Genomic DNA, 13,495 nt, shown 5'->3' with positions numbered 1-13,495 from the left:
GCCCGAGGTGCAGCCGCACAAGCAAGGCGCGGCACGAGGCGACGATCGGGATCGGCAACCAGATCCGCCTCGCCAACGCCGGGCTACGGTGCCGTGTCAGTTGCGGGATAAAAGCCTGGGCTCAACGCTTCTTCCACTCGATAGGGACAGGCCTGTGGGAAGTCCGTTTCGTCCATGCCCGTCTCTTCCGCTGCGAGCCTAAGCGCGCTGTCGTACGCATCCGGGAACAGTTCCGGCAACTTGGGCTTGAGGCTCGGGCTGTCGCGCAGCAGGCGGGCGATGCGCTTGCGTTGTTCGATCAGCGTGCGCTCCCAGCTCTTGCTGCGGTTTGCGGGCTGGAACTGCCACTTGAGGAGATGGGCCAGCAACACGGTGAGGCGGCTCTCCAAGGCGCGCAGCTCGGACTTGCCCATGGATTCCAGTTCCTCCGCGAGATGTTCGCGGTCGAGCTCGTCGAGGCGACCTTCCCGCACCATACGGGCGGACGTCATGGCCCAGGCGTAAAGGTCTTCGTCGTAAAGGTCGGTTTGCATGGTTGCTTGGTCCTACCGATGCACAGACGCGCTCGCGCTATACGGCTGCAAGCATAGCGTGAGCGGCGAGACCAGCGCTGGCTCACTGTGGCCTCCTCACCCCGGCGGCTGAAACTTCGCGAGCCGGCTCACCTGGATGTCGGTGCCGAAGACGACGCCCATGTGGCGGTTGAAGAACGGGGTGAGCCCTTCGAGGATGGCGTCGGCGATCTCGGCCGGAACGGCGGTGATGATCATCACCAGCACGTCGTCCTCGTTGAACATGAGGTGGGCATCGTGGGCACCGTGGCTGCCCTTGCCGGAGAGGTTGTGGACCATGGTCCAGCCGGTGACGCCAGCGCGCTCCAACAGGTCCAGCACGAAGTCCTGTTGCTCGCCCTGGACGATGATCTCCAGCTTTTTCATTGGGCTGTGCTTCAGCTCTTCCATTGGGGTACCTCCAGGGTTTGTGCCTTGGTTGTCTGGCGGTCGTGGGCCAGGTGGCTGTCTTGCGCTCAGCGCGCCCCGCGGACCGGGGCTTCTTGGATGGCGGCGGGCGCTATACCTGCCCGAGCTCGAGGGCGCCGTGACGCCGCCGGCGCGGCATTGAGCCGCGCCGGCGGCGGGCCGAGTGGAACTCGGCGCCTCCAGGAGCGCGGCGCTCGCGCGGGGTCGGCGTGGGCTGTCCCGTTGATGGTGGGGTTCATGCCGGCAGCCGGATCGGCTGCGCCTGCCAGGCGCCGTCGCCGCCGTTGCCGTGCTCGTAGACCTGCGCCTGGCTGGTCTCCGGGTCCAGCACGACGAGCCTGATCCAGCCGTTGTGCACCAGCTCACGAGGCTTGTAGAGCCTGGCGAGCACGGCCTCCACCAGCTTCAGCGGCGCCTCAACGACGGTGATCAGCCGCAGCGGGTGGTGATAAGGGGTGTCGCCGCGCAGCATGGTCTGCGCCGGGAGCCCGGTGCGCAGGTCACTGAGGTTGCCGGTGACGACGCCGAAGCGACCGATGATGTTGTGGTAGACCTTGCTGCCGCTGCCGAAGGCCTCGTTGTCCACCACGGAGAAGAAGTGCTCCATGTTGATCCATTGGGCGACCACCAGCGGGCCGGACAGGATGCTCTCCAAGAGCCGCCCCTTCGGGTCGAGCCTGTGGTCGTAGCTGTGCAGGAAGGCGCGGCCTTCGAGGTTCCGCCCGCGGCTCAGCGCACGCCGGCCGATGATGAAGGAGGCGTTCTTCGACAGCCCCCACTCCGGGCGCACCTGGGTCCAGTCCAAGGCGTTGCGCTTGACCCGCCGCGCGGCGGCATCCGGCCCGGTGATGCCCCGCTCGCCGAGCTCGGCGCAGCGCTCCGCCGCGCACAGCCGGCCGGCGGCGGCGAGATCCTCCTGGATGCGCGAGAGCCTGGTGAGCGCCCCGGGCGAGAGCTGGTCCAGATCGAACAGCGTGACCTCGTCGGTGGTGGTGTCGTGCAGGGCGGGGATGAACAGGGTCTCGTCCGGGATGGCGATGCCCTGCTCCGCCAACTGTTCGCGCACCTCGCGGCGGTTGGCCATGGCGGCGAAGATGCGCGCGTTCACCAGGCCCTGGTCGCCGCCGCAGGCGCCGCAGTCCAACGCCGATTCGTAGGGGTTGTTCTCGGAGGTGCTGCCGTGGCCCACCACCAGCACGGTGCGCCCGAAGCCGGAGGTCAGTCCGATGCCGCGCAGCGCCGCCGCGACGAGCTGCGCCTGGCGCTTGCGGTGGAAGCCGATCTTGGCCAAGTGCTCGAGCTGGATTTGGGCCTGGTCCGGGTTGACGCGGTACTCCACCTGGAGGGAGCGGATGAACACCGCCTCGGCGGCGGGTTCCACGCCGAAGCGGCGGGCGAGCTCGGTCTGGCCCTTGCGGTTGCCGAGCGCCGTCTCGCGCAGCTCACGGATCATCGGGCTGGTGAGATCCTCGCGCTTGATGGCGAAGTGCCGCTCCACGGCGCGCAACACCATCTCGTCCTGAAGGTTGGTCAGCAGCTCACGGGCCTCGTCCTCGGCGATCTTGTCGATGAGCAGCCGCGCCGGCGGCTTGCGCGATTGAAGGCGCTGGCGCCAGGTGTTGTAGACGCGCGGCACGAAGGTCTTGCCCACCATGTCAAAGCCGAACAGGAGCCCCACGGCCTCGACGGTGACATAGGGTGCCAGCACCGTGTTCTTGAGGTCGTGTACCACCTCGTGTGCCAGCTCGTAGAGCGAGTGTTCGTGCTTCGCGTGGGTGTGCGGCATCTCGACGGCCACGTTGCGCGGCGTGACGATGGCCGGGCACAGAGCCGTCTCGTGGCCCTTGCCGAACTCCACGAAGGCCACCGGCACGCCGAAGAACCCGGCGATGCCGTAGGTCTCGTAGTCGCCCACCGCCTCCAGGTGGCGGCGCAGCCGCTCGGAGCGCACATCGATGCAGAAGAACGCCTGCACCGTGCCCGCGGCCAGGACCGCCGGCGTCTCGCCGGCCACTGGGACCGCCGGCGTCTCGCCGGCCACCGGCGCCTTCAACGTCCCGCCAGCTGCGCCCGCTGCAGCCGCCGCGGCATCGATCTGCGCCAGGAGCTGGCGGATGTGGGTCCGCTCCAGCGCCCGCGTCCAGAGCATGCCCTCACGCGCCTTGGCGGCGTAGATGGCGTCGATGTACTGGTGCAGCGTGTCGTCCGGGCGCCCCAGCAGCACCTGGCGGCAAATGCCGGCCTGGTCCGCCATGGCCTGGACACGCCCGGCGCGGGTGCAGGCCTCGCGCTTGGTCTTCTCGCGCTCGTAGTCGAGATACAGGGCGTCGATACCGGCACCGCTGCCCCGATCCAGCGCCACCTCGATGCGGTGCGCGAAGTCCGGCAGCACGGTGCCGGCATTGAGCTCCCGGCGCAGCACACACTCACGCGGGTGGGCCTCGGCATAGGCCAGCAGCGCCGGCCAGCGCAGGTCGCGCTTCAGTCTGCGGCCGGCGTCCTCCAGCAGCGCCAGCGCCAGCACCAGGCGCACGGCCATGTACTCCACCAGGTCCGCCGGGTTGCGCTGTTGCCAGTAGTAATGGCGCGCCTGCGAGCGCCAGCGCACGAAGCCGGCCCAGCCGTGGAGCCGGGCGAGCTCGACGGTGAAGTAGTCCATCCAGCGTGGCTCGGGCACCTCGAGGCGGGTCATGACCAGGTCGATCATGGCCTCCGGATCGTCCGCCTGGCCGAGGATGGCGGCCACGTCCAGCCCGCGCATGCGCAGACGCCGGTTGCGCCGGGCGATGTTGGCCCAGCCGCGGTAGAAGCCCTGCTTGCGGCCGGGCATGCGCCAGACGGACTGCCCCTCGTCGAAGAAGTCCATCAGGCCCTTGATCATCAGCTCGTTCAGCGTCTCGCCGATGCGGGTGCCGAAGAGCTGGTCGGCGGCGTCGTACAGGGTCAGATCGCGCCCCAGTTGCTCGGCGATGGACGCCGTGGGAGCGACGTTCCCGCCGCGATACACCGCCAGGTCCGGCCGCACCTTCGTGGGAGCGGCGTCCGCGCCGCGATCGGCCGCGCCCGAGCGCGGCCCTGTGGGAGCGGCGTCTGCGCCGCGATCGACGGCCGGGCCGGGACGCGGCGCGTCGGCACCGGGCACTTGGCTATTGGAGGTCATCGACAGCTCCGTAGGGCCGGGTCGCCAGATGGGTCGCCAGAGGGATCACCAGCAGGCAGGCGCGCCACGCATATGCGACAGGCGCGGCTCAGCGCCGGCGCCGCAGCGTCAGCGGCGCACAGCTCTTCTGCCCCACGCAGCCGCCCACGCGCAGGCAGGCGAGCACCTCTTCGGCGCAGGGCTCGCGGTCGCCGGGGTTGGGCTGGCTGGTGCGGGTGAGCATGGCGAGCAGCGTCTCGCGCAGCAGCCGGGTCAGGTCCGCTTCGGCGGCATCGGCCTGCCCGGCCACAGACCCGGACCCGCCCTCCTGTTCGGCGAGCCACGCGGCGACGAAGGCATCCACCTCCGCCGCGACGTCCTCCTCGGCGACGGCGCCTTCTGCGAGCATGCGCTGGTAGTCCGTGCGCGGCAGCCAGCCGCGGGCATGGAACAGCCGCGTCGCCTCGGCGACCGCCTGCTCGAAAGGCAGGTGCTCCAGCCCATGCAGCGGGTTGTGGTGAATGAAGTTGCGCATGGGCCAGAAGAAGGGCAGTACCTCTCCGGCCACCGTTACCATGCTGCGGATCTTGAGCCGCTTGCCGAGGCTCGGCCGGTGCTTGTGGTCCGCCGCGGGCTGCGATGCTACCCGGCGCCGGTTGACGCCGGCACCCGTGTCGCGCTGCGCCGCGGCGGCAGCCGTTGTTGCATCGACATCGGTCGCGTCTGTCACAGCATCCCCTCCACCAGAATCAGTCCGAACAGCGCCAGCGCCGCCAGGCCGCCGCCGTGCACCAGCATCGTGCGCCGATCCACGTCGGCGTAGTCCAGGTCGCCGCGTGGCTCGCCGAAGACGATGCCCGTCAGCAGATTGATGCCGGCCCAGGTCCACAACAGCCAGGCGAGGCTGAGCGGCACCAGCGTCAGCAGCTCGTTGGACGCGGCGCCGCCGAAGGCGAGATTGGCCACGGCGAAGAACCCCGGCGAGAAGGGCACTGCCACCGCCGCCAGCACGGCGGCGACGAACAGCGTCGAGAAGCGCGGCATGCGCAGGCTGAGACCGGGGTACAGACCGGTGCGCGCAATGCCAAAGCGGCAGGTCAGCCCATCGAGCAGGAACCATAGCGGCAACAGCGACGCGGCGAGCCCCAGTGCCGGCAGCAGAGGCGGCACGTCATGGGCGGCACCCACCCACACCAGCGCCAGCGCCGAGGTGTAGAGCTGGCCGATCCAGATCTGCCCGTCCCGCGCGCTCAGCAGCCGAAAGGCATAGAGCAGCGACGTGAGCCCGCCCCAGAGCGCGAAGACATCGATGAGCCAGCCGCCGCCATCGCCGGCGAGCCAGTGCCCGGCCTGCACCAGCAGCACGCCCACCAGCGGCAGGCCCAGCAGGACCAACGCCTTCCCGCGCGGCTGCGCGAAGCGGTCGCCCGCCCCCGCCGGCTGACGCTGCACGAAGCGGTTAACGGCGATGCTGAGCGGAAACAGCGGCAGGCAGAAGCCGGCCAGCAGGAATAGCGGCAGTGCCAGAATCCAGCCCATCGACTTGCCTCCCCTCAGGCCCACCGCAACAGCGCGTTCAACTTGCGCGATGCAGCCAGCAGCCGCTCGCCGGTGCGGCTGTACAAGTCCGCCACGTAGAACTCCCGCGACAACAGCGCATAGAGGTCGTAATACAGATGGCGGAAGCGGCGGGGCAACGGCTGCCGCTCCGCCTCGGTGCGGAACACCAACAGCCAGCCGGCGGAGATCAGCACCATCAACAGCACCAGCACCAGCGCGAAGGTCGTGGAGCTCACCGACGCCGCCCGGTACAGCGCCTCGCGGAAGGCCGGGTCCGGATACAGCAGGGCGTCGAAGGCGTGGCCGACCACCACGTAGGTCAGGATTACGGCGGCGAAGGACAGCACCACGTAGAACAGCACCGTGAACGGCCGCTCGCCGCCGATCTTGTAGACGAAGAACAGGGTCTGGGCGCCGGTGATCCAGCCGAACAGGAGCAGGATCAGCGCCCCCTGGTGGTGCAGGAAGCCCTGGTCGATGAGCTGGTGGGCACCGAACACGATGACCAGCGGCACGGTGATGGTGATGCCCGCGAACACCACCCAGGACAGCGGCGGGTGCGGCACCTTGCGCTCCACCATGAACTTGTAGATCTCGCCCTCGGGGATGTTCGGGTCCTTGCGCGCCTTGCCGATGATGGACCCGGAGCCGAGGAACAGCGTCGCCTTGAACACGCCGTGCGCGATCAGGTGATAAATGGCCAGGGAGAAGGCGCCGAGCCCGCACTCCATGACCATGTAGCCCATCTGCCCCATGGTGGAGTAACCGAGCGCCTTCTTGATGTCGCTCTGCATCAGCATCATCAGCGAGCCCATGAGGGTGGTCACCAGCCCCACCGCGAAGGCGATGAGCAGCACCGCGTGCGTCTCGACGAACACCGGCGCGAAGCGGTTCATCAGGAAGCCGCCGGCGTTGACGATGCCGGCATGCATCAGCGCAGAGACCGGCGTCGGCCCATCCATGGTGTAGGGCAGCCAGGTGTGCAGCGGGAACTGGGCGGACTTGGCGAAGGCCGCGAACAGAATCAACAGGCCGAGGGCCTCGTTCAAGGGCAGCCCGAGCGCCGTGGCCTTGTCCGGCCCGGCCGCGATCGCGTCGAACAGCGCCGGGATGCTGAGCGTGCCGTAGCCGTGGTAGACCAGCGCCACGGCCGCCAGCAGCGGCAAATCGCCGACCCGGTGCGTGAACAGCGTCCAGAACGCAAAGCGGTTGGCCGCGCGCCGGCGGGTGTCGTGGTTGAGCAAGAAGTACAGGCACACGCCCAGCAAGTGCCAGCCGAGCAGCAGCGTCAGCAGGTCGCCCGCCAGCACCATCAGCAGGATCACGCCGATGATGGTGTCCAGCAGCGCGAAGAAGCGCACGTAGGCCGGGTCGTCCTGCATGTAGCGCACGCTGTAGACGTGCACCACCAGCCCGATGGCGCTCACCAGCACCGCCATCAGGGTGCTGAGCGGGTCCACGTACAGCGTGAACAGCCCGAGGCCGATGCCGTACAGCTCCGCCCCGCCGTGGCCCAGTCGCCAGCCGAACAGCGCCAGGGCGAGCACCAGGGTCAATGCGCTCGCGCCGACGCTGATGCGTGCGACGCCCTCCCCCAACCGCCCGGCGCTCGCGCGCACGGCGAGCGCGGAGCAGAACATCGCCAGGACTAGGCCATAACTGAGAACGGCAGCGTACGAGGCCATGGTTCTGCTGGAGCTCCCTCGGGTCGAGCAGGTTCGGTGTGGCTTCCCGGCGACGGTCCGCGCCGCCGGCTGCCGGCTCGGACGGACCAGACGGTCTGTCGATGCTGGCGCCGGAGTCTAGCAGGAAGCCCATCAGCCTTCGCTCCTGCCCCGGACGGTGCTCGCCGTGGACCGGATACGAGGTAGCGGCGGGGCATCCGCGGGGCAGTGAGCCGACGCTGGCGCGCCGCCACGGGTCCGCCGTGCCGCCAGCCCAACATGGTGCCACGCGCTATCGGCTCAAAGGCTCAACCAAGCCACGGCCGACCCTTGCTAACGTCTCTGCGGCACGCCGAATCGGTTTCGGGCGGCTGGCGGGAGCGCGGCATCCATCGCGAAGACGCGACAAGATGGCGACTCGGTTCCGGCGCCCATTCCACAATGCGGAATCATCCGTTAGGCATCGCCGCGGCACGCTGGATCATGCCGCCTCGCGCTCGAATCCGGACGGAGCAGGCGTCTGGCTGGACCGGCGGCGACAAGGGCGGCGCGCGTATTGCTGAATGCCCGAGGTGTACGTCTTGCCGCAGCGGCCACGAGCCTTGGCGGGGGTTGAAAACGCGCATCGCTGCCCCGCAAAGACCCACCATCTCGGTAGGAGAACGCGTCTGGGTCCCAAGCAGTCTCGACAAGGTCCACCGCATGCATCGCGCCGGGGACGGCGCTCCCACAAGCTCACTGTCGCGTCCGCGAGGTCCGCCATGCCCATGCCGCTCGAGTATCCGATTCCCCGGTCTGCGCCGGCCGAGATCCCCGCCGAGTGCTTCAACCTGTTCCGTCTCGCGCAGCACCGGTGCGGCGGCGCGCTGTACTTCTGCCTGCCCGGTCTGCCCGGCAACTACCTGCGGGCCACGAGCCAGGAATGGCGCTGCTGGAACCGCCGGCTGCGGGCGGACCTGCTGAGCTGGCACCGCTTCCAGATGACGGCCCGCGGTGGCCTCGACGAGCCGGTGCCCTGCGAGTTGACGGTCCACCACCCCTACAGCCGCACCATCGTCCATCGCGTGCACGACGCCGCCGCCGAGTATCTGCGCAAGCTCGTGGCACAGCACCCGCCTGAGACCTGTGGCCAAGTCATCACCTGGCCGGGCAGCCGTCACGCCAACGCCGCCGGCTGACGCGCGGATCATCAGGGGCATACAGCACCCAGGAGTCGGCCAGCCCTGCAACAGCGGCATCTCCACCACGACTGAGGCCCTGCCTTCGCGCCGCCCACGGCACCGAGACCGGGCAAATATTTCCCGCAACGCCGAAATCGAGGGCATCGTAGGTCGGGTTACGCTGCGCTAACCCGACCTACATCCAATACTTGCCCAATCTCCACCGCGTCGGCGCCAGCAGGCGCCCTATTTCCTACTATTCCACACAACCAATAGGCTTTGTGCCATGGGTTGCATAAGAACCTTCACATATTCTTAAACCAATTAACCCGATAGTCTTTGCGCCCACGAACTGACCGGGCGCCACCTCCAAGGCTGCCGTCGCCACGCCGAACGCGGCAGCCGACAGCCGGATCGAGCGCCAGACCGAGCCCCCAAACCGAACCCTCGCGCGGCCAGCAATCGCGCCGCCCACAATCCAACTGAAGAGAGACACGGAACCATGGCACTCGACCAATCAGCCCGCTACGCCGACTTGAGCCTGCGCGAGGAAGACCTCATCGCCGGCGGCAACCACATCCTGTGCGCCTACAAGATGAAGCCCAAGGCCGGCTACGGCTACCTGGAGTCCGCCGCCCACTTCGCGGCCGAATCCTCCACCGGCACCAACGTCGAGGTCTGCACCACCGACGACTTCACCAAGGGCGTGGACGCGCTGGTCTACCACATCGACGAGGCCACCGAGGACATGCGGATCGCCTATCCGCTGGACCTGTTCGACCGCAACGTCACCGACGGCCGCATGATGCTGGTGTCCTTCCTGACGCTGACCATCGGCAACAACCAGGGCATGGGCGACATCGAGCACGCGAAGATGATCGACTTCTTCGTGCCGCCGCGCGCGCTGCAGCTCTTCGACGGTCCGGCTACCGACATCTCCAAGCTCTGGCGCATCCTGGGCCGCCCGGTGCAGGACGGCGGCTACATCGCCGGCACCATCATCAAGCCGAAGCTCGGTCTGCGCCCGGAGCCCTTCGCCCAGGCCGCCTACGACTTCTGGCTCGGCGGCGACTTCATCAAGAACGACGAGCCCCAGGGCAACCAGACCTTCGCGCCCGTCAAGAAGGTCATGCCTCTGGTCTATGACGCGATGAAGCGCGCCCAGGACGAGACCGGCGAGGCGAAGCTGTTCTCCATGAACATCACCGCCGACGACCACTACGAGATGTGCGCCCGCGCCGACTTCGCGCTCGAGACCTTCGGCAACGACGCCGACAAGCTCGCCTTCCTGGTGGACGGCTTTGTCGGCGGCCCCGGCATGATCACCACCGCGCGCCGGCAGTACCCGGACCAGTACCTGCACTACCACCGTGCCGGTCACGGCATGATCACCTCGCCGAGCGCCAAGCGCGGCTACAGCGCCTTCGTGCTGTCCAAGATGGCGCGTCTGCAAGGTGCTTCCGGCATCCACGTCGGCACCATGGGCTACGGCAAGATGGAGGGCGAGGCGGACGACAAGAACATCGCCTACATGATCGAGCGTGACAGCGCCGACGGCCCGGTCTACCACCAGGAGTGGCTCGGCATGAAGCCCACCACGCCCATCATCTCGGGCGGCATGAACGCGCTGCGCCTGCCCGGCTTCTTCGAGAACCTGGGCCATGGCAACCTGATCAACACCGCCGGCGGCGGCTCCTACGGCCACATCGACGGCCCGGCGGCTGGTGCGCGCTCGCTGCGTCAGGCCTACGAGTGCTGGAAGGCCGGTGCCGACCCGATCGCCTGGGCCAAGGAGCACAACGAGTTCGCCCGCGCCTTCGAGTCCTTCCCGCACGACGCGGACAAGTTGTTCCCGAACTGGCGTGACGCCCTCGGCGTGAAGGCGGCCACCGCCTAAGCCTCGCCGATCTCGGCAACAAGAAACCCCGCTTCGGCGGGGTTTTTTGTTGACCAACAACGCTGGAGAGACCAGGCAAGGACCGTAGGTCGGGTTAGCGATAGCGTAACCCGACAATCAACAGCTTACCGGCGCCCATCGTCGGGTTACGGTCCGCTAACCCGACTACACCGAAGACTTGTCTGGCCTCTGGCGCGGCGGCGATCACAACTCCGATCAAGGTGGCGGCGCTGGCTCCCACGCTCCAGCGTGGGCGCAAAGGCGGACGCTCTGCGTCCCGCCGCCTCGACACCAGGTGGTCGAGGTCATGAGCCATCAAATGCGGGCAAAGACGAGCAAGATCAGTGCACAATGCTCGGCGTTGTCGAGCCGCGCCCAAGCCGACTTGGGCCAACCTAACCGGGGACGGTACCGAGACATGGACCGCACCAGCCAACGCCCAACCCCCTTCGTCGGCCGCGCGGCCGAGCTTGCAACCCTGCGACAGGCCTGGCAGCATGTCGAGGCCGGCAAGCCCCAATTCCTCATCTGGACCGCCGACACCGGCCTCGGCAAGACCCGGCTGGTGCAGGCCTTCTACGAATGGCTCAGCACCCATCGCGACGCCCGCGACCCCGACGGCTACTGGCCAGACAGCCTCGACATCGCCGGGCGCACGCTGGCCGTGAATCCGCAGTTCCCGCCCACGGACGGCCCCCGCCCCGCCATCCCCTGGCTCTGGTGGGGGCTGCGCTTCACCGAGACCCGCTACGAGCGCGGCATCGCCGCGTCCAGCTGCGGGCTGGTCAACGCCAAAGAGCACCTCGCGCCGCACCTGGAGCCGCTGGTGCGCGCCCACCATGGCCGCGCGCTGACCACCGACGCCGCCCGCACCACCGCCGGCATCTTGGCCAACCTGTTCTCCGCCGGGCTGGTCAGCACCGCCCTGGACGCTTTCAGCGTCTACGAGCTGGACCGTGAGCGTCGCGGCCTCGACGCACCCCTGTCCGGCATCGCCGAGCAGCAGTCGCGCGAGCGCCGCGACGTGGTGGAGGACCTGCTCGCCCTCTTTTGCGATCTGCTCGGCAGCGGCATCGCCGCCGGCAGCGGCGACGAGAAGCCCCGCAAGCGCCCGATCCCCTGCGCCCTGATCCTCGACGACGCCCACTGGGCGGACGTGGACACGCTGCGCTTCGTCGAGGCCCTGTACCGCGACGCGCTGCGCCACCACTGGCCACTGCTGCTGCTCTGCACCCACTGGGAGCAGGAGTGGAACATCCAGCACGCCGAGGCCCGCACGCCCAACCCGGACAACGACCCGCGCTCCATCGCCGATGTCTGCGAGCGCATCGCCGCAAGGCGAGGCGGTCAAGGTGCCGGCTGCTGCCAAGTCGAGCGCCTCCGCAGGCTGCCTGACCCGGACCTGGGCCCGGTGCTCGCCGCCGCGCTGCCCGGCGTCACCGAGAGCCAAGCCGACGCGCTGCTGGCGCGCGTCGGCGGCAACCCGGGCTTCCTGATGGACCTCGTTGCCTATGCCCGCACGGATCCGATGCTGTTCGAGCACGGCGACACCAAGGCCCCGCTCACCGCCGACGGCTTCGCGGACCTGCGCGAGACCGCCGAGCTGGACCACCAGGACCTGATCCGCAAGCGCTTCCGCGAGCTGGACGACGCCCTGCGCCAGACCCTGACGCTCGCGAGCTACCAGGGAGCCCGCTTCCTGGACGACCTGCTGCTGGAGACCGCCGCCCGTATCGACGGCGTCGCCTGCACCGCCGGCGACCTGGCCCGCGGCCGCGACCCCCATGCCATCATCGACCACGTCACCACCGCGCCGCTGCCGCCCGCGAGCGAGTTCCGCCAGCGCGCCTGGTACGAGGTCGCCCACCGGCAGCTTGACAAGCCCCAGCATCGCGGCCACAAGCGCGCCTTCGCGGACCAGTTGCGCCAGGTGCTCACCGACTGGCGCACCGCCGGCCGGATCTCGGCGCTGGAGCCGCGGGACCAAACCCTGGCCCTGAGCCTGCTGGCCGCCGAGCTGGGGCGGGTGCTGGACGGCAAGGCCGAAGCGCCGGTGCTCGCCGTGCTTGGCGCGACCCTCGCCGATCTGGTGCAATCGCACCAGGCCGCCGGCGAGCACCGCCAGGCCGCGTCCGCCGCCCACGAGCTGGCGCGTCGCATGCCAAAAGGCGGCTGGCCGGCAGCCTGGGTGGAACTCGATGCGCAGTTTGCGGCGGGACTCGGGGCGCAGGGGTTCTCCGCGCAATCCGATGCATCCACCCTCTACGACTCCGTTATCGCCGGATTAGAGGCCGCTGGCCATCGCGCGGCGCCCCCGGAGCGGCAGAACGACCTGGCAACGGTCTACTCCAACCGCGGCAATGCCCACCGGGGCCGCGGCGATCTCGACGCCGCCATCGCCGACTACGGCGCGGCGATCGGGCTCCGGGAGGCGCTGCGCGCGGCGCTCGGCGAGCAGTGGCCGCCGGCCATGCGCAACGACCTGGCGGGCGTGTACAGCAACCGCGGCGCCGCGCACGGCAACGCCGGTCGCTCCGATGACGCGCTGGCGGACTTCGCGCGCGCCGTCGCCATCCTGCAAGCGCTGGTGGATGCCTATCCGGGGATTCCGGCGTGGCGCGCCACGCTGGAGCAGTCGGAGCAGAACCTTGCCCTCGCCCGCCGGCTCGCGGTGGGCGATGCGGATGAGTAAGCGCGCGCCGCACCGATGCGGTTGCCCGTCTTCAGCGCCCAGCCGGTCGAGCGCCTGCGCGAGCTCCTGCGCCTGATCGAGCAGGTGCACGATCGCACCACCGCGGTGGAGATCCTCGAATCACCGCTGCGCTACTATGTCCAGGGTACGCAACGGGTCGAAGAGCAAGAGGTACGCGCCCTGTTGCGCGAGACGTCCACCGGAGAGCCGATCATGCAGACCTTTATCGACCGCTATATCGAGCAGGGCCGGCAGCAGGGCAGGCAGGAGGGCCGGCAGGAGGGTGAAGCTGCGGTGCAGCTGTCCCAAATCGAGGACAAGTTCGGTCCGCCGAGCGAAGCCATTCGGCAGCGGATCACGACGGCGGACGCGGAAACGCTGCTGCGCTGGTCCAAGCGGATAC

General features: G+C 68.9%; 10 protein-coding genes. 4 read left to right on the top strand and 6 right to left on the bottom strand.

Annotated elements, in window-relative coordinates:
• Positions 1 to 83 precede the first annotated feature (83 nt).
• From LJE69_RS00560 to LJE69_RS00535, 6 genes are all read right to left on the bottom strand, one after another.
• Positions 84 to 533, bottom strand: coding sequence for a DUF29 domain-containing protein (locus tag LJE69_RS00560; RefSeq protein ID WP_296920109.1), 450 nt, complete (start codon positions 531 to 533; stop codon positions 84 to 86).
• Between the two features lie 96 nt (positions 534 to 629).
• Entirely contained in the window at positions 630 to 962 is a 333-nt protein-coding gene (locus LJE69_RS00555; RefSeq protein ID WP_296920106.1) for a P-II family nitrogen regulator, read from the bottom strand.
• 253 nt (positions 963 to 1,215) lie between these two features.
• Complete coding sequence (locus tag LJE69_RS00550; RefSeq protein ID WP_296920103.1) at positions 1,216 to 4,140, bottom strand: DUF2309 domain-containing protein; 2,925 nt, start codon at positions 4,138 to 4,140, stop codon at positions 1,216 to 1,218.
• Between the two features lie 88 nt (positions 4,141 to 4,228).
• Positions 4,229 to 4,849, bottom strand: a complete 621-nt coding sequence (locus LJE69_RS00545; RefSeq protein WP_296920099.1) for a putative inorganic carbon transporter subunit DabA — start codon at positions 4,847 to 4,849, stop codon at positions 4,229 to 4,231.
• Complete coding sequence (locus tag LJE69_RS00540) at positions 4,846 to 5,658, bottom strand: hypothetical protein (protein WP_296920096.1); 813 nt, start codon at positions 5,656 to 5,658, stop codon at positions 4,846 to 4,848. Before LJE69_RS00540 ends, LJE69_RS00545 begins: the two co-directional genes overlap by 4 nt.
• A 14-nt stretch (positions 5,659 to 5,672) precedes the next feature.
• Positions 5,673 to 7,364 (bottom strand): proton-conducting transporter membrane subunit, encoded by a 1,692-nt coding sequence (locus tag LJE69_RS00535; protein ID WP_296920094.1) that lies wholly within the window; start codon positions 7,362 to 7,364, stop codon positions 5,673 to 5,675.
• A gap of 740 nt (positions 7,365 to 8,104) precedes the next feature.
• On the opposite strand from LJE69_RS00535, the gene LJE69_RS00530 reads away from it, so the two are divergent.
• The 4 genes from LJE69_RS00530 to LJE69_RS00515 form a co-directional block, all read left to right on the top strand.
• A complete protein-coding gene (locus LJE69_RS00530; protein WP_296920091.1) occupies positions 8,105 to 8,521 on the top strand; it encodes a hypothetical protein in 417 nt (138 codons plus the stop codon).
• 484 nt (positions 8,522 to 9,005) lie between these two features.
• Positions 9,006 to 10,400, top strand: coding sequence for a ribulose-bisphosphate carboxylase (locus tag LJE69_RS00525; RefSeq protein WP_296920089.1), 1,395 nt, complete (start codon positions 9,006 to 9,008; stop codon positions 10,398 to 10,400).
• A 418-nt stretch (positions 10,401 to 10,818) separates the two neighbouring features.
• A complete protein-coding gene (locus LJE69_RS00520; RefSeq protein ID WP_296920086.1) occupies positions 10,819 to 13,092 on the top strand; it encodes a tetratricopeptide repeat protein in 2,274 nt (757 codons plus the stop codon).
• 15 nt (positions 13,093 to 13,107) lie between these two features.
• Positions 13,108 to 13,495: hypothetical protein (locus tag LJE69_RS00515; protein ID WP_296920083.1), on the top strand; the 388-nt coding region annotated here is incomplete at its 3' end.

The sequence above is a fragment of the Thiohalocapsa sp. genome (genome assembly GCF_022340605.1).
In the GTDB taxonomy this organism is placed as follows: Bacteria; Pseudomonadota; Gammaproteobacteria; order Chromatiales; family Chromatiaceae; genus Thiohalocapsa.
The sequence above is the reverse complement of the archived record's forward strand: the minus strand, read 5'-3'. Positions and strand labels throughout refer to the sequence as shown.

What these genes read in the sequence shown, in the direction of transcription:
- LJE69_RS00530 (WP_296920091.1), top strand. Translation starts at nt 8,105, where the DNA reads ATGCCCATGCCGCTCGAGTATCCGATTCCCCGGTCTGCGCCGGCCGAG.
- LJE69_RS00555 (WP_296920106.1), bottom strand. Translation starts at nt 962, where the DNA reads ATGGAAGAGCTGAAGCACAGCCCAATGAAAAAGCTGGAGATCATCGTC.
- LJE69_RS00540 (WP_296920096.1), bottom strand. Translation starts at nt 5,658, where the DNA reads ATGGGCTGGATTCTGGCACTGCCGCTATTCCTGCTGGCCGGCTTCTGC.
- LJE69_RS00535 (WP_296920094.1), bottom strand. Translation starts at nt 7,364, where the DNA reads ATGGCCTCGTACGCTGCCGTTCTCAGTTATGGCCTAGTCCTGGCGATG.
- LJE69_RS00550 (WP_296920103.1), bottom strand. Translation starts at nt 4,140, where the DNA reads ATGACCTCCAATAGCCAAGTGCCCGGTGCCGACGCGCCGCGTCCCGGC.
- LJE69_RS00560 (WP_296920109.1), bottom strand. Translation starts at nt 533, where the DNA reads ATGCAAACCGACCTTTACGACGAAGACCTTTACGCCTGGGCCATGACG.
- LJE69_RS00525 (WP_296920089.1), top strand. Translation starts at nt 9,006, where the DNA reads ATGGCACTCGACCAATCAGCCCGCTACGCCGACTTGAGCCTGCGCGAG.
- LJE69_RS00520 (WP_296920086.1), top strand. Translation starts at nt 10,819, where the DNA reads ATGGACCGCACCAGCCAACGCCCAACCCCCTTCGTCGGCCGCGCGGCC.